The organism is Roseovarius sp., assembly GCF_018066915.1.
GTDB lineage: Bacteria > Pseudomonadota > Alphaproteobacteria > Rhodobacterales > Rhodobacteraceae > Roseovarius.
The window spans coordinates 1-17,305 of record NZ_JAGPVV010000042.1; the positions used below are offsets into that span (position 1 = coordinate 1).

Annotated in this window: 19 protein-coding genes; 10 read left to right on the forward strand and 9 right to left on the reverse strand. The window is 64.0% G+C overall.

Annotated features, from left to right (window positions below):
• From KBT70_RS02390 to KBT70_RS02400, 3 genes are all read right to left on the reverse strand, one after another.
• Window positions 1-632 (reverse strand): arginine deiminase family protein (locus KBT70_RS02390; RefSeq protein WP_296628345.1); only part of this gene is annotated, 632 nt, incomplete at its 3' end.
• Window positions 633-659: 27 nt separating this feature from the next.
• Window positions 660-1,847, reverse strand: coding sequence for a pyridoxal phosphate-dependent aminotransferase (locus tag KBT70_RS02395; protein ID WP_296628346.1), 1,188 nt, complete (start codon window positions 1,845-1,847; stop codon window positions 660-662).
• Window positions 1,844-2,485 carry a TetR family transcriptional regulator C-terminal domain-containing protein gene (locus KBT70_RS02400; protein ID WP_296628348.1) on the reverse strand — a complete coding sequence of 214 codons (642 nt, stop codon included), beginning with the start codon at window positions 2,483-2,485 and terminating at the stop codon, window positions 1,844-1,846. The genes KBT70_RS02395 and KBT70_RS02400 overlap by 4 nt, the downstream gene beginning before the upstream one ends.
• 92 nt (window positions 2,486-2,577) lie before the next feature.
• On the opposite strand from KBT70_RS02400, the gene KBT70_RS02405 reads away from it, so the two are divergent.
• The 5 genes from KBT70_RS02405 to KBT70_RS02425 all read left to right on the forward strand — a co-directional run bounded on the left by KBT70_RS02405 (window position 2,578) and on the right by KBT70_RS02425 (window position 6,702).
• Window positions 2,578-3,375: an ATP-binding cassette domain-containing protein gene (locus KBT70_RS02405; protein WP_296628386.1), complete on the forward strand. Its 798-nt coding sequence runs from the start codon at window positions 2,578-2,580 to the stop codon at window positions 3,373-3,375.
• Between the two features lie 38 nt (window positions 3,376-3,413).
• Window positions 3,414-4,175, forward strand: a complete 762-nt coding sequence (locus tag KBT70_RS02410; protein ID WP_296628351.1) for a transporter substrate-binding domain-containing protein — start codon at window positions 3,414-3,416, stop codon at window positions 4,173-4,175.
• Between the two features lie 5 nt (window positions 4,176-4,180).
• Window positions 4,181-4,933, forward strand: coding sequence for an ABC transporter permease (locus tag KBT70_RS02415; protein WP_296628353.1), 753 nt, complete (start codon window positions 4,181-4,183; stop codon window positions 4,931-4,933).
• On the forward strand, window positions 4,930-5,715 hold the full coding sequence (locus tag KBT70_RS02420; RefSeq protein ID WP_296628355.1) for an ABC transporter permease: 786 nt from the start codon (window positions 4,930-4,932) through the stop codon (window positions 5,713-5,715). Before KBT70_RS02415 ends, KBT70_RS02420 begins: the two co-directional genes overlap by 4 nt.
• 123 nt (window positions 5,716-5,838) lie before the next feature.
• Entirely contained in the window at window positions 5,839-6,702 is an 864-nt protein-coding gene (locus KBT70_RS02425; protein ID WP_296628358.1) for a DUF2189 domain-containing protein, read from the forward strand.
• On the opposite strand, the gene KBT70_RS02430 is transcribed toward KBT70_RS02425, so the two are convergent.
• Complete coding sequence (locus KBT70_RS02430; protein WP_296628360.1) at window positions 6,699-7,286, reverse strand: riboflavin synthase; 588 nt, start codon at window positions 7,284-7,286, stop codon at window positions 6,699-6,701. The two genes, KBT70_RS02425 and KBT70_RS02430, sit on opposite strands and share 4 nt — an antisense overlap.
• Window positions 7,287-7,424: 138 nt before the next feature.
• Here KBT70_RS02430 and KBT70_RS02435 point away from each other — a divergent pair, with 138 nt between their 5' ends.
• The 3 genes from KBT70_RS02435 (at window position 7,425) to KBT70_RS02445 (ending at window position 11,982) form a co-directional block, all read left to right on the forward strand.
• Window positions 7,425-8,717: a capsular biosynthesis protein gene (locus tag KBT70_RS02435; RefSeq protein WP_296628361.1), complete on the forward strand. Its 1,293-nt coding sequence runs from the start codon at window positions 7,425-7,427 to the stop codon at window positions 8,715-8,717.
• Between the two features lie 98 nt (window positions 8,718-8,815).
• The gene (locus KBT70_RS02440; protein ID WP_296628363.1) at window positions 8,816-9,964 is read left to right on the forward strand and encodes a polysaccharide biosynthesis/export family protein; all 1,149 of its coding nucleotides are present in this window, start codon (window positions 8,816-8,818) and stop codon (window positions 9,962-9,964) included.
• Window positions 9,961-11,982: a capsular polysaccharide biosynthesis protein gene (locus KBT70_RS02445; protein WP_296628365.1), complete on the forward strand. Its 2,022-nt coding sequence runs from the start codon at window positions 9,961-9,963 to the stop codon at window positions 11,980-11,982. Before KBT70_RS02440 ends, KBT70_RS02445 begins: the two co-directional genes overlap by 4 nt.
• A gap of 4 nt (window positions 11,983-11,986) precedes the next feature.
• Here the strand turns inward: KBT70_RS02445 and KBT70_RS02450 are convergent, their stop codons facing one another.
• Genes KBT70_RS02450 through KBT70_RS02465 form a run of 4 tightly spaced genes read right to left on the reverse strand, consistent with a single transcriptional unit; the run spans window position 11,987 to window position 14,934 of the window.
• Window positions 11,987-12,913: an OmpA family protein gene (locus KBT70_RS02450; RefSeq protein ID WP_296628367.1), complete on the reverse strand. Its 927-nt coding sequence runs from the start codon at window positions 12,911-12,913 to the stop codon at window positions 11,987-11,989.
• 6 nt (window positions 12,914-12,919) lie between these two features.
• Window positions 12,920-13,492: a peroxidase-related enzyme gene (locus tag KBT70_RS02455; protein WP_296628370.1), complete on the reverse strand. Its 573-nt coding sequence runs from the start codon at window positions 13,490-13,492 to the stop codon at window positions 12,920-12,922.
• Between the two features lie 3 nt (window positions 13,493-13,495).
• Window positions 13,496-14,215 carry a GNAT family N-acetyltransferase gene (locus tag KBT70_RS02460; protein WP_296628373.1) on the reverse strand — a complete coding sequence of 240 codons (720 nt, stop codon included), beginning with the start codon at window positions 14,213-14,215 and terminating at the stop codon, window positions 13,496-13,498.
• Window positions 14,212-14,934 (reverse strand): molybdopterin-binding protein, encoded by a 723-nt coding sequence (locus tag KBT70_RS02465; protein WP_296628376.1) that lies wholly within the window; start codon window positions 14,932-14,934, stop codon window positions 14,212-14,214. Before KBT70_RS02465 ends, KBT70_RS02460 begins: the two co-directional genes overlap by 4 nt.
• Window positions 14,935-14,979: 45 nt before the next feature.
• On the opposite strand from KBT70_RS02465, the gene sfsA reads away from it, so the two are divergent.
• Both sfsA and map read left to right on the forward strand, forming a co-directional pair.
• Window positions 14,980-15,711 (forward strand): DNA/RNA nuclease SfsA, encoded by a 732-nt coding sequence (sfsA, locus tag KBT70_RS02470; RefSeq protein ID WP_296628378.1) that lies wholly within the window; start codon window positions 14,980-14,982, stop codon window positions 15,709-15,711.
• A gap of 40 nt (window positions 15,712-15,751) precedes the next feature.
• Window positions 15,752-16,564, forward strand: coding sequence for a type I methionyl aminopeptidase (map, locus tag KBT70_RS02475; protein WP_296628380.1), 813 nt, complete (start codon window positions 15,752-15,754; stop codon window positions 16,562-16,564).
• A gap of 270 nt (window positions 16,565-16,834) precedes the next feature.
• Here the strand turns inward: map and KBT70_RS02480 are convergent.
• On the reverse strand, window positions 16,835-17,305 hold a 471-nt coding region (locus KBT70_RS02480), incomplete at its 5' end, for an FAD-linked oxidase C-terminal domain-containing protein (protein ID WP_296628383.1).

The window sequence follows — 17,305 nt, forward strand, 5'->3', positions numbered from 1 at the left end:
CAATTACTTGCAGCCTCCTCACCGTCGGGCACCAACAGCACCTCATAGCCCTCAAAACAGCCCGACACCGCCAGCCGCCTTGTGCTCAGGATGGTCTCGGGCGCCAAAAGACCGCAATCGGTCTTGAAGTGCAAAACCCCCGCCGGGGTCTCGACCAACCTCAAAGTATATCCATATTCACAAACAATATCAGATAGTTGCGCCACTCCTTCCCGATTGGTCCGCGCCGACAATCCCACCAGAATCTCGCGCCCCGTCACCAGAATATCGCCCCCCTCGATGGTCCCCGGCGCGGTGATTTCTGCGATGCTGTCCCCATAAACCGCAGCAATCGCTGGGCGCATCTCGGCCACTTCGCCCATCCGTGTGGGCGCGCCGGGGCGCATGGCGATGGCCAGTTCCGGCAGGCAAAGCATTGTATCTTCTACAAAAACCGCATCGGGATAATCCTCGAGCGGGGGCAGTTCCACCACCTCCGCCCCGGTGCTGCGCAGGGTCGCCACATAGGCGGCATGCGCCTCCAGCATCCGCGCCAGATCCGGCGTGCCGATATCCTCGGCGCGCAACCCGCCCACAATGCTCTTGCCCGGTTTGCGGGTGATCGCCCGGCGGAATTCATAGCTGGAATTCATCGTGTAACCCTCTGATTATATTATGTTTCAGGCGATCTTGACGCGCCGCGCATTGGCATGGGCCACAATCCGGTCAATCGCTTGGGCAAAGGGAGCATCCTCGACCGTCAGCGCCAACCGCACCCATGAGTCGAGCGTCTTGCCAAACGACGCCCCCGGCATCACCGCCACGCCGGTTTTCTCCAAGAGATCAAAGGCATAGCTTTCCCCGTCCAGCCCCGTCGCGGCAATATCCACCATCGCGAACATCCCCGCTTCAGGGCGATGCACGCGCAACGCCGTTTCCCGCTCCAACCGTGCCGCCAAGAGGTCTGCGCGCGCCGCAAACCTCTGCCGCATGCCCCCTGCCACATCAGAACCCTCGCGCACCGCCTGTTCCGTCATATCCGCGATAAACGGTTGATTTCCAAAGAGCATTGTCTCGGACAGTGCCAGCAGATTGGCGGTAAATTCCAACGACCCAACGCACCAACCGCTGCGAAAACCGGGTGCTGCGTGGCTTTTGGAAATCGACGACACCGCGACAACCCGCTCCGCCAAATCCGGATCGGACAGGGGCGAGACAAACTCGGACCCCTCGAACACCAGATCCTCATAAACCTCGTCTGAAATGATCCAGAGGTCATGCTCGACCGCCAACCGGCCAAGTGCTGCGATATCGGCACGGGTCAGGATTGCCCCCGTGGGATTATGCGGCGTGGTCAATAAAATCGCGCGTGTTCTAGGGGTTATGAGGGGTGCGACATCCGCCGCCGCCATGCGAAACCCATTCTCAGGCCGCAGCGGAACCGGCACCATCGTGGCCCCCGTTGCGCGAATGACCCCCTCATAGGTGGCATACATCGGATCGCCCACCAGCACCTCTGCGCCCTCTTCGGCAATCGCCATCATCACCGCATAGAGCGCGGTTTGCGTGCCCGGAAAGCACATGACCTGATCGGGATGAAACGCGCGGCCCCTGTTTTTGCTGTATTTTTCCGCCAGTGCCGCCCGCAATCCCGGCTCGCCGCGCCCATCCGAGTAGCCCGTGCGCCCGGCCTTCATCGCGGCATAGGCGGCGTCCTTGAGGCGTTCGGGCGTTGGCACATCCGGCTCGCCAATCGTAAGGCGGATCACGTCGCGGCCCGCGCGCGCCATCGCCTTGGCGCGGGCATGCACCTCCCACTTGGCCCCGCCAAGCCCGGCAAGCCGTTCATTTATCGAGGAAAATCTCATGTCTTCGCCGCCTCTTCCAAGTCCAATTGCAAAATCGCGCCCACCGCCGTGAGCGCAATTCCAGTCAGTTCATCCGGCTCAAACGCCTCAGGCAGCGCGCCCCCCTCCAGCCAGAGCCCGTCAATCACCGCGTTGCAGGCAATCGCCAGCCGTCGCGCCTGCCCCGCATCCGGGCCGCGCCCCGCTTCCTCCAACGCCGCCACGATCAACCGCTCCAGCCGGTCGCGGAAATCGTGATAGGTCTGCGCGTGCACCGCGCGCATCCGCGCATCCTGGCGCACATGGTTGAGAAACCCGGCCCAGAGCCCGACCGAGGCCGAATCCACCACCGGCGGCGTGACCGAGGCCACCACCAGCGCCGCCAACCGCCCGAGGGCCGTTTCCCGCTCTGCGACCCCGGCAAAGGTCTGTTCTGTCAGCCCCGCCATATGCGCGAGATAGGCCTCTTGCACCAGCTCATCCTTGGTGGAAAAGTAATGCCGTATAAGGCCTTGGGTCACATCCGCCCGCTCTGCGATGGCGCGCACCGTGGCCCCGCGCACGCCTTGTTCCGCGATCAGATCAAGTGTCGCCAGCACCAGCGCCTGACGGCGGGTGTCGGCCCCCTCGCGCCTGAATTTGCGGCGTTCTCCGGTCATCGGTGCATCCATCCTGCGCGGCATCAATTATACGCTTGCATAATTACGACTCTTCCGCCTTACTACAAGCCGAAAGTGACCCTGCCGGAGACATACCCTTGACCGCAGCGCCCCGACCGTCCGACGCGCCCGACCCGGTGCCGCCCGCGATCCTTGTCGAAGACCTGCACAAGTCATTCGGGCCGCTCGAAGTGCTCAAGGGCGTGTCACTCACCGCACAAAAGGGCGATGTGGTGGCGATCATCGGCGGGTCGGGGTCGGGCAAATCGACCATGCTGCGCTGTATCAATTTCCTTGAAACCCCTACATCAGGCCGGATCGTGGTTAATGGCGAGGCGATTGCCATGCGCGCAGACGGAAGCCCCTCAGACCGCCGCCAGATTGAGCGCATCCGCACGCGGCTTGGCATGGTGTTTCAGGCCTTCAACCTCTGGACCCATCGCACCCTCCTTGAGAACGTGATCGAGGTGCCGGTGAATGTTCTGAAAACCCCGAAAAATCAGGCGATTGAGCGGGCGCGTGCGCTGCTTGACCGTGTGGGACTTGGCGACAAGGCCGATACCTTTCCCGCCTTTCTGTCCGGTGGCCAGCAGCAGCGCGCCGCCATCGCGCGGGCCCTCGCGGTTGATCCCGCCGTGATGCTGTTCGATGAACCCACCAGCGCGCTCGACCCCGAGCTTGTGGGCGAGGTACTCAGCGTGATCCGCGATCTTGCCGCCGAAGGGCGCACCATGCTGATCGTCACGCATGAAATGAAATTCGCCCGCGAGGTGGCCAGCCATGTGGTCTACCTCTACCAAGGCCGGATCGAGGAAGAAGGCCCCCCCGAGCGCGTCTTTGGCGCGCCACAATCGGCCCGCCTCAAGCAATTCCTGCAAACCGTCGGATAAGGCGGGGCAGATCAAACCAACCAACAAGGGAGACTGACATGACACTGAAAACCATCCTCGCCGCCGCCACTTTGGCGGCCCTCGGCACCGGGCTTGCCGCGCAAGAGGTCAAGATCGGCATCGCCGCCGAACCCTATCCGCCCTTTGCCTCGCTCGATAGCTCGGGCACATGGGTCGGCTGGGAGGTCGATGTGATCGACGCGGTGTGCAAGGCCGCCGAACTCAATTGCGTGATCACGCCCGTGGCCTGGGACGGGATCATCCCCTCGCTCACCGGCGGCCAGATCGACGCCATCATGGCCTCCATGTCGATCACCGAAGAGCGGATGAAAACCATCGACTTTTCCGACCCTTACTACAACACACCGACCGTGGTCGTGGCCGACAAGGCGATGGACATCGACGCCACCCCCGAAGGTCTGAAAGACAAGATCATCGGCGTTCAGGCCTCGACCATCCATCAGGCCTATGCGCAGGAATACTTCAAGGACGCCGCCGAAATTCGCATCTATCAGACGCAGGACGAGGCCAATCAGGATCTGGTCGCAGGCCGGATTGACGCCACGCAGGCCGACAGCATCGCCATGGCGGATTTCGTGTCCACCGACGCGGGGGCCTGCTGCGAGATCAAGGGCAATGTCGCTGACGACCCGGCCATTCTCGGGCTAGGTGTTGGCGCAGGGGTGCGCAAGGGTGAGGACGCGCTGCGCGAGGCGCTGAACAAGGGCATCGCCGCCATTCTGGCCGACGGCACCCATGCAGAGATCACCGCGCGCTACTTCAAAGCCAGCATCTACTAAACCCGTTGGAGGGGCTGCTGGACACATTGGGGCTGGCGGAAGCCGCCAGCCTCTTGTCGCTCGAGCCTCCGGGCTGGGGCGCCAACCTCTTGCGCGGGCTGGTTAATTCGCTCCAGATCGCGCTTGGGGCCTTTGGGTTTGGCCTTGTGATCGGGCTGGGTGGGGCCTATGGCAAGCTCTACGGCGGGCCGCTCTTGCGCGATCTGCTGGCGGTTTATACCACCGTCATCCGCGCCGTGCCGGAATTGGTGCTGATCCTCATCCTCTATTATGTCGGTTCTGACCTGATCAATCAGGCAGCTATCGCCATGGGTTATGACCGGGTCGAGATCAACGGTGTTGTCGCGGGCATCTGGGTCTTGGGCGTGGTGCAGGGGGCCTATGCCACCGAGGTCTTGCGCGGCGCCATTCAGGCGATTCCGCCCGGACAGCTTGAGGCCGCACGCGCCTTTGGCATGCCGCCGCTGATGACCCTGCGGCGGGTGACGATCCCGGCGATGATGGGCTTTGCCACGCCGGGGCTGGCAAACCTGTGGCTGATTGCCACCAAAGACACGGCCCTCTTGGCCATTGTGGGATTCAGTGAATTGACGCTGGAAACCCGACAGGCGGCGGGCAGCACGCGGGCTTATTTCACCTTTTTCCTCGCGGCAGGCGCGCTTTACCTGATCATCACGCTGTTCTCGGGCGTGATCTTTGCCCGGATCGAGAAATGGGCACGGCGCGGCCAGCCCTCCTTGCGCGAGGGCGGGCGATGAGCGATCTGCGCGCCCTCCTGATCCCGCGCCGCCTGTTCCTGATGGCGCTTTTCGCCGGGTTCGTGCTCTGGTGTGCGCTGTCTCTGCGGTGGGATTGGTTGCCGCAATACCTGCCTCTGGCGCTTGAGGGGCTGTGGCGCACAATCTGGATCTTGGTGGTGACAGTCGTGCTTGGGTTCATGCTCGCCGTGCCGCTTGGTCTGGCACAGGCGGCGGGGCCTTGGTATTTGGCCGCCCCTGCGCGCATTTTTTGCACCATCATTCGCGGCACGCCACTCCTCTTGCAAATCTGGCTGCTTTATTACGGGCTTGGATCTCTTTTCCCGCAATATCCGTGGATACGCGGGTCCGATCTTTGGCCCTATCTGCGTCAGGCTTGGCCCTATGCCGTTCTGGCGCTTACCCTGTCCTATGCGGGCTATGAGGGCGAGGTGATGCGCGGCGGCTTTGCCAGCGTGCAAAAAGGCCAGCTTGAGGCCGCGCGCGCCTTTGGCATGCCGCGCTTCACGATATTCCGCCGCATCTGGCTACCGCAGGCCATCCGCAACGTGTTGCCCACCCTCGGGGGCGAAACCATCCTGCAACTCAAGGCGACGCCGCTGGTAGCCACGATCACGGTGATCGAGATTTACGCGGTCTCGAGCCGCGTGCGCGCCGACACCTTCATCGTCTACGAGCCGCTTTTGCTGCTGGCTCTGGTCTACATGATCATTGCGGGCCTCATCGCGCTGATGTTCCGTTGGTTTGAAAACCGCGTCCCTTCTCGCAGACGGCAAGGCTGACCCCGGCCCCGTCGCCCCATCGTGAAGTGACGGCAGGCGCAATTCATGGTATCCTCAGGCTACGACACCGTGACGGCGCGACGCCGGACCTTCGGCTTCCGCGCCCCGAAAAGGGAGGCCAGAATGACCAAGACCATCGGCAATCCATTGACATGGCTGGCGGGCACCACCGCAAGCGCGGGACGTAGCGCGTCTGACGCCGCAGAGGCGCTCGGCAGCGAAGTCACCACCCCGCCCGAGGTGCGCACGCTCAGCCGCGCCGACCTTCGCGCAGCGCTGCAAAAGGGGCTGGCGGATTTCGTGGCCCTGCGCAGCGATGTGTTCTTTCTCATCGCCATCTATCCCTTGATCGGCATCACGCTGGCGCTTACCGCGTTTCATTCGGCCAATCTCCACCTGCTCTTTCCGCTGGCGGCGGGCTTCACCCTGCTGGGTCCGGTGATCGGAACCGGGCTCTATGAAATGAGCCGTCAGCGTGAAACCGGGCAGGCGACGGGCTGGGGCACGGCGCTGCGGGCCCTGCGCGCGCATGTTCTGGGGCCAGTGCTGGTTCTGGGGGTCTATCTCATGGGGCTATTCGTGGTGTGGATGTTCGCCGCGAAATATATCTACGACCTCACGCTTGGACCGCTCCCGCCCACCAGCCTGATGGGGTTTGCGCAGGATGTGCTGACCACCGGGGCGGGCTGGCAGATGATCATTTTCGGCATGGCCACGGGCTTTGTCTTTGCCGCCGCCGTTCTGGTGCTCAGCCTGATCTCATTCCCGATGCTGATCGACCGGCGCGTGTGCCTGCCGGTGGCGGTCATGACATCGGTCGCCGTGGCGCGGCGCAATCCGGGCATTGTCGCAACTTGGGGCTTGATCGTGGCCGTCAGCATGACCCTTGGCATGCTGCCCGCGTTCCTCGGGTTGGTGATCGTGCTGCCGGTCTTGGGCCATGCAACATGGCATCTCTACCGCGCTGCCGTGCCGACTGAGGCCTAACCCGCCTCGGCCAGCCGCGCCACATACCGCGCGAGCGTGTCGATCTCGAGATTGACCATATCACCGAGGGCCACATCGCCCCAGGTGGTCACAGCCTTGGTGTGCGGGATGAAGTTGATCCCGAAATCGCGGCCCGCGACCTCGTTGACCGTGAGCGAGGTGCCGTTGAGCGCGACCGATCCCTTGGGCGCGATGAACCGCGCAAGGGGCGCAGGCGCGCGCAGCGTGACGCGGGTGCTGTCACCCTCGTCGCGCAGTTCCACCACCTCGGCCAGCCCATCGACATGGCCGGACACGATATGCCCGCCCAATTCGTCGCCCACCCGGAGCGCGCGTTCCAGATTGACGCGCCGCCCTTCGGCCCACCCCGACAGATTGGTCTTGGACAGGGTTTCAGCCGAAATATCCACATCGAACCAGCCGGACCCAAGCGCCACAACCGTCAGACACACGCCGTCGCAGGCAATAGAGGCGCCAATCTCGACCCGGGCGGTGTCATAGCCGGTGCCAATCCGCGCGCGCAGATCGCCACGATGCTCGATCGCCTGAATGCGCCCCACATCGGTGATGATGCCCGTGAACATGACCGCTCTCCTTTTGCTCTCGTGTGACCCCTACCGCCCCCACCGCCGCCAGACAAGAGACCGCAGCCGACGGGGCTTATTTTCGCCCGATTTTTGCAGTAGAAAGCGTGATCGAGCGCAAAGGCAAGAGACACCGCCATGACTGGTCTGACCGGCAAGGACCGCGCGTTTCTGTTTCTTCAGGGACCGCATGGGCCGTTCTTCTATCAACTCGGGCAGATGCTGCGACGGGCGGGGGCGGATGTCTGGCGCGTGGGCTTCAATGCCGGGGATCAGGCGTTCTGGCGCGAGCGGAGCAGCTATCTGCCCTTTCTCGGTCAAGCCGAGGATTGGACCGCGACCCTCACCCAGATCCTCGATGACAAGCGCATCACCGATCTCGTGCTCTACGGCGATACCCGACCCATCCATGCACAAGCGGTCGCTCTCGCCCGCGCGCGCGGCCTCACGATCCATGTCTTTGAAGAAGGCTACATGCGCCCCTATTGGGTGACGTATGAGCGCGGCGGCACCAATGGCAACTCCCGCCTGATGGAAATGAGCGTGCCCGAGATGCGTCAGGCGCTGGAAAACTCGGACATGGACACCGCCCTGCCCCCGGCCAGTTGGGGCGACATGCGCCAGCATGTGTTTTATGGCGCGCTCTATCATGGCTTTGTTCTCTTTCTGAATCGTCGCTACCGGCATTTTCGCCCGCATCGCGCCCTGACCGTTGGGCAGGAATTCAAGCTCTACCTGAAACGGCTCGTGCTGATGCCGGTTCAGGCCATCGAGCGGCGCTTGACCACATGGCGGGTCCGCACCGGCGGCTTTCCCTATCATATCGCGCTCTTGCAACTCGAACACGACGCCTCGTTTCAGGCCCATTCGCCGTTTTCCACGATGACCGAGTTTCTGGAAACCGTGATCGACGGCTTTGCCCGTGGCGCGCCGCCGCATCATCATCTGGTGATCAAGGCGCATCCGCTCGAGGATGGCCGCGCCCCCATCCGCAGCGAATTGCGCCGCCTTGTGAACGCTTACGGGTTGCGCGGGCGGGTGCATTACCTGCGCGGCGGCAAGCTGGCCAAGCTCTTGGACGAGGCGCGCTCTGCGGTCACGGTCAATTCCACGGCCGCGCAGCAGGTGCTCTGGCGCGGCATTCCGCTGCGCACCTTCGGGCAGGCGGTCTATGCCAAGCCGCAATTCGTCTCGACCAAACCCTTGCCCGATTTCTTTGCCGGGGCAGAACGCCCCGACCGCCGCGCCTATACCGATTACCGGCGGTTTCTGCTGGAAACCAGCCAGATTGCAGGCGGCTTCTATTCCTCATCGGGGCGGCGGCAGTTGCTGCGGCAAGCGGTCGATATGATGCTCGCCCCCGAAGATCCCTATGACGCGCTGCGCTCTGGCACCGCGGCCCCTCGGCAACAGTTGCGCCTCATCACATAGGCGCAAGCAATGGAAATGCTGGATTTTAACAATTTTGTCCGGTAGCGTAGCCAAAAAAGACCCGAGGCAGAACAAGAACAGGTCGAGGAGACCGAGCAGTGACATCCCGACACACCCGATGGGCGCGCCCTGTCGCGCTCTTGCTTATCGCGTCCTTCGTGGCCGGATGTGGCCTGCCGCGCGTGGGCCCAAACAAGCGCGAAATCTACGCCGGATCGGTCCAGAAAGAGGGCGACGCCTTTGTCGTGACGGTAAATGATCGCGTGACCCGCGCAACCGCCGTGCAACCGGCGCTTGGCTTTACCGACCAATTCCAGAATGCGGGCCTGCTTGGCTCTGACCTCATCAGCCCCGGTGACACGCTGGGCCTGACCATCTGGGAAAACGTCGATGACGGGCTTTTGGCAGGCGAGGCGACCAACCAGACCACCTTGGGCGAGGTTCAGGTGGACGGCTCTGGCTTTATCTTCGTGCCCTATGCTGGCCGGATCAAGGCGGCAGGCAACACCCCCGAGGGTGTGCGCCGCGTCATCACCGAAAAGCTCGAACAGCAGACCCCCGATCCTCAGGTCGAGGTGCGCCGCCTTGCGGGCAACGGCTCGACCGTGTCGATCAGCGGCGCTGTCAGCGGTCAGGGCGTCTATCCGATCGAGGCCCCCACCCGCACCCTCTCGGCGATGATCGCCTCGGCAGGTGGCATCGCGATCCCGCCAGAGGTGGCACAGATCACGGTCATTCGTGGCGATCAACGCTCCAAGGTCTGGTTTCAGGACCTGTTCAAATATCCGCAGTTCGACATCGCCCTGCGCGGTGGCGACCGTATTCTGGTCGAGGCCGATACCCGCGCCTACACCGCCCTTGGTGCCACCGGCGCGCAGTCGCGCGTAACCTTCGAGACACAGACCCTCAGCGCGCTCGAGGCCATCGCACAGGTGGGCGGTCTCTCGACCGCTGCCGCCGATCCGACCGGCGTCTTCGTGCTGCGCAACGAACCGGCGGAAATCGCCAATCAGGTGCTGGGCCGCAACGATCTTCAGGGCGCGCAACGTCTGGTCTATGTGCTCGACCTGACGAAACCCAACGGCATGTTCATGGCGCGCGATTTCTCGATCCGCGACGACGACACGATCTATGTGACCGAAGCGCCGTTCACACAATGGTCCAAGGTCATCGGTGCCTTTACCGGCACGCTTGGCGCGGTCGGGTCGGTATCGACGGCGTCCTCGACGCTGACAGGCGACTTTTGAGCCAGCCCTCTGACGGGCAACCCGCTGGCGAGGCCGAGGCCTCCCGGCGGGTTTTCTATTTCAACGGTGGGTTTCTCTGGCAAGGCCGCGTGCGCCGCATCCTGAAGCTGGCGGGGTATCACCTGACCCTCGGGCGGCCCGGCGCGCGCGACCTGATCGCCGTTTGGGGCCGCAGCCCCTATGCCGCACGCGGCGAGGCCATGGCGACCCGCACCGGTGCCGGGCTCTTGCGGATCGAGGATGCCTTTCTGCGCTCGCTCCATCCCGGGCGCAGCGGCGAGCCGCCTCTGGGGTTGGTGATCGACCGGCGCGGCATCTATTTCGATAGCCGCCACGCTTCCGACCTTGAGCATCTGCTGGCCACGCATCCGCTCGATGACACATCCCTGCTCGACCGGGCGCGCAGCGGCATGTCGCGGCTGCAAGAGGCGCATCTGAGCAAATACAGCGCCTTTGATCCCACCACCCCCTGCCCTGATCCGGGCTACGTGCTGGTGATCGACCAGACTCGCGGCGATGCCTCGGTCACGCATGGCGGGGCCGATGCCAACACCTTCCGCGAGATGCTCTATTGGGCGCAAGAGGATCACCCCGGTGCGCGGATCGTGATCAAGACCCATCCCGAGACCGCCGGGGGCCACCGCCCCGGCTATTTCAGCGCCAAGGACGAGAGCGCGCGCATCCGCCTTTTGTCCGATCCGGTCAGCCCATGGGCGCTGATGGAAGGGGCCATTGCGGTCTATTGCGTGACCTCGCAAATGGGGTTCGAGGCCATTCTGGCCGGGCACCGCCCGCAAGTCTTTGGCCAGCCCTTCTATGCGGGCTGGGGTCTGAGCGACGACCGTCACCCTCTGCCCCTCAGCCGCCGGGGCCGCAAGCTGACTCGCGCGCAGCTCTTTGCCGGGGCGATGCTGCTCTATCCCACATGGTATGACCCTTGCCGCGACCGGCTCTGCGATCTGGACAGTGCGATATCGACGCTCGAAGCGGAAACGCGGGCCTGGCGCGAGGATCACATCGGATGGCAAGCCCATGGCATGCGCCTGTGGAAACGCGCGCCGCTGCAACGCTTCTTTGGCACGCATCGGCGCATGACCTTTGGTGGGGCGCCCCAGCCCGACCGCCGCGTGATGGTCTGGGCCTCGCAGGGCGACACAGGCCCGGAAAATGCTCTGCGCGTCGAAGATGGCTTCTTGCGCTCGCGCGGGCTAGGGGCCGATCTCATCCCGCCTCTGTCACTGGTCTGCGACGATCTGGGCATCTATTATGACCCCACGCGCGAGAGCAGATTGGAGCGCCTGATCGCCAACCGCGCCCGCCTGCGCCCCGATCAAGACCGCCGCACCGAGGCGCTGATCGCGGCGCTGATCCGGCATGGCCTGAGCAAATACAACCTTGGCCAGCCCGTGCCTGATCTGCCCGAGGGGCGGCGCATCCTCGTGCCGGGACAGGTCGAGGATGACGCCTCCATTCGCCTTGGTGCCGGGGGGATCGCCACCAATCTCGCGCTCTTGCAGGCGGCGCGCGCGGCCAATCCGCAGGCCGTGATCCTCTACAAACCGCATCCCGATGTCGAGGCCGGGCTACGCCCCGGCGCGGTGCCGCCCGAGGCCGCCCACGAACTCGCCGATGTGATCCTTGATCGCACCGATCCGGCCCGGCTCTTGGATATGGTCCAAGAGGTCTGGACCATGACCTCGCTTCTGGGGTTCGAGGCGCTCTTGCGCGGCGTGCGCGTGACCACGACCGGCGCGCCCTTTTATGCCGGTTGGGGCCTCACCCGCGATCTGGGCGACATCCCGGCGCGGCGCAACGCGCGGCCCGCTCTGACCGGTCTCGTGCATGCCGCGCTGATTGATTATCCCCGCTACCGCGATCCCGTGACCGGGCGGCCCTGTGCGGTCGAGATGGTGGTCGAGCGGCTGGCGCATGGTCCCTTGCCCCAACCCGGCCCAGCCAACCGCCTCTTGGCCAAGCTGCAAGGCGCGCTTGCCTCGCATTCGGCATGGTGGCGCTGAGGGGTTATGGCTCGCCTGCGCTCAGCAGCACGACCTCGACCCGGCGATTGCGCTCGCGCCCTTCGGGGCTGGTGTTGGGGGCGATAGGGGCCAGATAGCCGATGCCATGCGCCTCGACCTGCGCCGGGGCCACGCCGTGTTGCTCGATCAGACGGGTCAGCACCGCCTCGGCGCGGGCGCGTGAAAGGGCGCTGTTCGGCTCAAGACCGCCGGTGCTATCGGTATGCCCGACAAGTGCCACGCGCGTTTCGGGCGCAGCCCGCAGAAATGCCGCCAAGGCCACAAGGCTGGCATGCGGACCGGGGCCAAGCGCATTGTCACCCGAGCCGAAATCAAGACCCTCCAGCACCACATGCCCTGCCTCTTGCAACTGATCCGCCAGATCAGACCGCGGCGCGGTGTCATCCGGTGCGGGGGCCACGCTCTCACCCTCGGGCAGAGGCGTCACATGCAGCACCTGAACATAGCCGGTCTGCCCGCTCTGGCTGACGATCACGGCGGCATGTTCCCGCGCGGCCCCCGCCCCGCGCCGCACCAGCAGATAGCGATAGTCAAATAGGTCAAGGAACATGTCCGGCGCAGGCAGGGTGGGCAGGGCAAAGCGGAAATCGAACCCGCCACAGGCCGCCGCCTCGCACTCGAACACAACGCCCCAGCCGGAGTTCTCCAATTGATCCGCCAAGGGGGCCAGCATTTGCAGCGTGGTGATCCCCTGCACCGGCATCCGCCAGGCGCGGCTCTCGATGCGCCCCTCAAGGCGCAGGCTGGGCAGGTTTTGACCGGTATGCGGACCTGTGGGCAGGATCACCGTATCCGCCGCGCGGATCAACTCGCGCGTTTGGCTGGCCGTCGCGGGCAGGTTCAGCTCGACCGCAGAGGCCGGGCCGCCCGCCAGCAGCAACCAGATCAAAAGAGGGGCAGCACCGCGCATCCCGCCCTATCGCGCCTGCGCGTGATAATCGGGGTTGGGCTGCATGCCCGTGGCCGAGGCCACCCGATTGGTCATGTTGAAAAACCCCGCGACATTGGCGATGTCCCAGATATCCCGGTCGCTGAGGCCCGCATCGCGCAGCACCTGACGATCCGTTTCGGTGATCTCGGAGGAGGCGCGCGTGATCTTTTCCGCAAAGCCCAGCATCGCCGCCTGCCTTGCATCCAGCCGCGCCGCGCGCCAGTTCATCACCATCGCCTCGCCCAAAGCCGGATCGCCCGACAGTTGCCGCACCGCCGCACCATGGGCCACCTGACAATACCAGCAGCGGTTGATCGAGCTGACCACCACCGCGATCATCTCGCGCTCCAGCTTGCTCAGGCCGCTCTCGGCCAGCATCAGGTTGTTGTAGAGCGTGGTAAAGGCGTTGAGCTTGTCGATATCGAACGCATAGGCCTTGAGCACGTTGGGGATCATGCCCAGCTTTTCGGCGCAGATGTCGAAATACTTCTGCGTGGCCTCGGGCAGCGGGTCGATCATCGGCAAATCAAGGGCTGTGGGCTGGTCCGGATGGGTCATTTCTCACTCCTTTTGCCGGTAATGGTAGTCCCCGATATGGGCAAAGCCCATCGCGGAATAAAGACCATTGGCGCCCTGATTGGTCTTGGTGCAGATCACCGACAGAAATTCTGCGCCCTCGGATTGCGCCCAAAGTGCGGCCTGAAGCATCATCAACCGCCCCATCCCGGCGCGCCGGTGGCGGGCATGCACCTCGAGCGCATGCACCATGGCAATCCCATCGTGAATGGCGGCAAAGCCGGTGGCGGCGGGCTGATCCTTGTGCCTGCCAAAGAGCCCGGTCTTGGGGCCGGTCACACGCTCCATCACCGCGATGCGCGCAGGACCAATGCCGCCCTCAGCCCAGATTTCGCGCATGATTTCTAGGGGTTCCCAAACCGCAAAGGTGCTGACGCGGGGTGGTCTCTCCACTGTCAGCGCCGCGAGAGGAGCAACGTAAAGGTTGACCGGATCAACCACGCCATAGCCCTCGGCCGCAAGCAGCGCATCAAGCGCGTCATCGCCCGCGCGCACCTGAAAGAGCGGGGTTTGATCCAGTGCGCGCATCGCGGCCTCGGCGGCGGTCAATTCCTCGGGCGAGATCGGCCGCGCGACCGTGGCGGCTGAAACCCGCTTGCCGCCCCCCTGCCCCTCACGGATCGTGACGGGGCCAAGCGCCTCTGTCCGCGCGGGAGGCCATGTGGCCTCTGTCACCGCATAAAGGGTCTGCACATCAGGTGTCATGCCGGAAACATCTCCGCCAGTTCGGCCATCGCCGCATCAAGCCGCGCACCATCCTGCCCGCGCATCACGATCTGCGCGCCGTAACAGCCATCTCGGATGAACGGATAGGACCCGATGCTCAGGTCCGGATACCGCCCTGCCAGATCCGACAGCGGCCCCGCGATATCCCCCTCGCCGCGGCGGATTTCCAGCGTCTGCGACAGGATCGGCGCCCCCCCTGTGAGCGTGGGCAGGACTGAGGCCAGCATCGCCTGAAAAATCGACGGCACCCCGGCCATGACATGCACATTCTCGATGGTGAACCCCGGTGCGGCGCTGATCGGGTTGTCGATCAGGCTGGCCCCGTCGGGAATACGCGCCATGCGCAGGCGCGCCGCGTTCAATTCCTGCCCGCGCGCGTCATAATGCGCGGCCAGAATGGCGCGGGCATCCTCTCGCACCGAAATCGGGCGATCAAAGGCCGCCGCCACATTCTCGGCGGTGATGTCATCATGGGTCGGGCCGATGCCGCCCGATGTGAATACATGGTCATAACCAGCACTCAGCGCGCGCACGGCGGCCACGATGGCACTAGGATCGTCGCTGACCACGCGCACCTCCCTAAGGTCGATGCCCACTTTCGTCACCTCGCCCGCCAGATAATGCATGTTGGCATCGCGCGTGCGCCCCGAGAGGATCTCGTCTCCGATGACAAGCATGGCAGCGGTCGGGTTGGGCATGGCAGACTCCTTGATCCGGGGACAGACACGGTATAGGCGCAGGCCATGCGCTTTCAAACCCCTCTTGTGCAGGCTGTGCTGCTGCGCCGCTACAAACGCTTTCTCGCCGATATCCGCCTCATGGACGGGCGCGAAGTGACGGCGCATTGCGCCAATCCCGGCAGCATGCTGGGGCTGGCCGATCCCGGCACGACGGTCTGGGTCGAACCCAATGACGATCCGCGCAAAAAGCTCAAGTTTGGCTGGCGGCTGGTCGAGAGTGTGGCTGGGGAATTCACCTGTGTGGATACCGCCCTTGCCAATCGCGTGGTCAAAGGGGCGCTTGAGACAGGGCAAATACCGGAGTTCGCCGCCTATGACCGGGTGCGCCCCGAGCAAAACTATGGCACCGCCAGCCGGGTGGATTTCCTGCTCTCGGGCGCGGGCCTGCCCGATGCCTATATCGAGGTGAAATCCGTGACCCTCTCGCGCAGCCCCGGTCTGGCCGAATTCCCCGACAGCGTGACCGCGCGCGGCACCCGCCATCTAGGGGAACTGGCCGAAATGGCGCAGGCCGGGCATCGCGCCGTGCTCTTTTACCTCGTGCAACGCAGCGATGCAGAGGCCGTGACCGTGGCCCAAGACATCGACCCAGCCTATGCCGAGGCGCTGCTCAGGGCGCGTGCGGCGGGGGTCACGGTGCTGTCATATCGGGCCAATATCACCCCGCAAGAGATCACAATCGGTCACAGCCTGCCGCTTGCAGATGACCGCCCTCTGGTTCTTTCGCGCAAATAGCCCTAGATAAACGGAAATTGGACACCATACGAGGCCGGACGTGAACGAAACACACCGTGGAAGACTGACGCGCGAGGGCATCCGCATCCATGAGGCTGCGGATTTTGCCGGCATGCACCGCGCCGGGGCCTTGGCCGCGCAGATCCTGGACGAGATTGCAGAGCATGTGTTCGTGGGCCAGACCACAGCCGCCATCGACAAGCTGATCGAGGACAGGGTCAACGCCTCGGGCGCGAAATCCGCCACCATCGGCTACAAGGGCTATCAGCACGCCAGTTGCATCAGCGTCAACCACGTGGTCTGCCACGGCATTCCCGGTGACAAGGTGTTGAAAGATGGCGATATCCTCAATGTCGATGTGACCGTGATCGTCGATGGCTGGTTCGGCGACACGAGCCGCATGTATGTGGCAGGCAAGCTCAGCCGCAAATCCGAGCGGCTGATTCAGGTCACGCATGACGCGCTGATGAAAGGGATCGAGGCGGTGCGCCCCGGCAATACCTTTGGCGACATCGGCCATGCGATCCAGAGCTATGTGGAGGCGCATCGCATGTCGGTGGTGCGCGATTTCTGCGGACATGGTCTGGGCCGGGTGTTCCACTCCCCGCCCAACGTGCTGCATTACGGGCGGGCGGGCAGCGGGCCGACCCTTGAAGAAGGCATGTTCTTTACCATCGAGCCGATGGTCAATCTTGGCCGCCCCGAAACCAAAGTGCTCGCCGATGACTGGACCGCCGTCACCCGCGACAAATCCCTCTCGGCGCAGTTCGAGCATTCCATTGGCGTCACGGCAAGCGGGGCCGAGATTTTCACGCTGTCGCCTGCGGGCAAGTTTCATCCGACGTGGGAGTGAAAAAGGGCCAGCGATTGGCGTTGGGTGTGGTTGAGAGGGGACATTCGACGCGTGCGATGAACCGCGCAGTGCCGGTCCGCCGGGTGGGCGCTGCCACTTCGACGGCTGGCACTTTACGCCTGCAAAATATTCCAGCGTTATCAGTCTGTTGTGACGTTGCAAAAGCGCCCGCCCGGTGGGGCGGACGGCCGCTGCGCGGCGGTGCCTGCGGCACCTTGATTCCGCGCATTGGCGATTGGAGCCAACTTCAGCAAAAGGCCATCCGCCCCTTCACCCCCGCAGCACCGCCCCCGGATTCATGATCCCCAGAGGATCGAGCGCCGCCTTGATCGCGCGCATCGCATCCAGTTTCACCGGATCGCCATAACGCTCCAGATCTTCGACCTTGAGCCGCCCGATGCCATGCTCGGCGCTGACCGACCCACCCATCGCATGCACCAGATCATGCACCGCGCGCTTGATCCCGTCACGCTCTGCTACGTGATCCGCACGGGCGCGCCCCGGCATGGGAAAGACGTTGTAATGCAGGTTGCCATCGCCCAGATGCCCGAAACAGTTGATCCGAAACGCCCCGATCCGGGCAATCACCTCGGCCCCTTTCACAATGAAGTCAGGGATTTCCGACATCGGCAAGGATATGTCATGCGAACTGATCGAGCCGATGCGCCGGTTGGCCTCGGGGATTTGTTCGCGCACCTCCCAGAACTGATGTCGCTGCGTCTCGGACTGCGCAATGATCCC

Excerpts from the sequence above, each read along its gene's own strand:
- KBT70_RS02420 (WP_296628355.1), top strand. The coding sequence starts at position 4,930 with ATGAGCGATCTGCGCGCCCTCCTGATCCCGCGCCGCCTGTTCCTGATG.
- KBT70_RS02455 (WP_296628370.1), bottom strand. The coding sequence starts at position 13,492 with ATGACCCATCCGGACCAGCCCACAGCCCTTGATTTGCCGATGATCGAC.
- KBT70_RS02460 (WP_296628373.1), bottom strand. The coding sequence starts at position 14,215 with ATGACACCTGATGTGCAGACCCTTTATGCGGTGACAGAGGCCACATGG.
- KBT70_RS02465 (WP_296628376.1), bottom strand. The coding sequence starts at position 14,934 with ATGCCCAACCCGACCGCTGCCATGCTTGTCATCGGAGACGAGATCCTC.
- KBT70_RS02435 (WP_296628361.1), top strand. The coding sequence starts at position 7,425 with ATGACTGGTCTGACCGGCAAGGACCGCGCGTTTCTGTTTCTTCAGGGA.
- KBT70_RS02425 (WP_296628358.1), top strand. The coding sequence starts at position 5,839 with ATGACCAAGACCATCGGCAATCCATTGACATGGCTGGCGGGCACCACC.
- KBT70_RS02400 (WP_296628348.1), bottom strand. The coding sequence starts at position 2,485 with ATGACCGGAGAACGCCGCAAATTCAGGCGCGAGGGGGCCGACACCCGC.
- KBT70_RS02450 (WP_296628367.1), bottom strand. The coding sequence starts at position 12,913 with ATGCGCGGTGCTGCCCCTCTTTTGATCTGGTTGCTGCTGGCGGGCGGC.
- KBT70_RS02430 (WP_296628360.1), bottom strand. The coding sequence starts at position 7,286 with ATGTTCACGGGCATCATCACCGATGTGGGGCGCATTCAGGCGATCGAG.
- KBT70_RS02395 (WP_296628346.1), bottom strand. The coding sequence starts at position 1,847 with ATGAGATTTTCCTCGATAAATGAACGGCTTGCCGGGCTTGGCGGGGCC.
- KBT70_RS02410 (WP_296628351.1), top strand. The coding sequence starts at position 3,414 with ATGACACTGAAAACCATCCTCGCCGCCGCCACTTTGGCGGCCCTCGGC.
- sfsA (WP_296628378.1), top strand. The coding sequence starts at position 14,980 with ATGCGCTTTCAAACCCCTCTTGTGCAGGCTGTGCTGCTGCGCCGCTAC.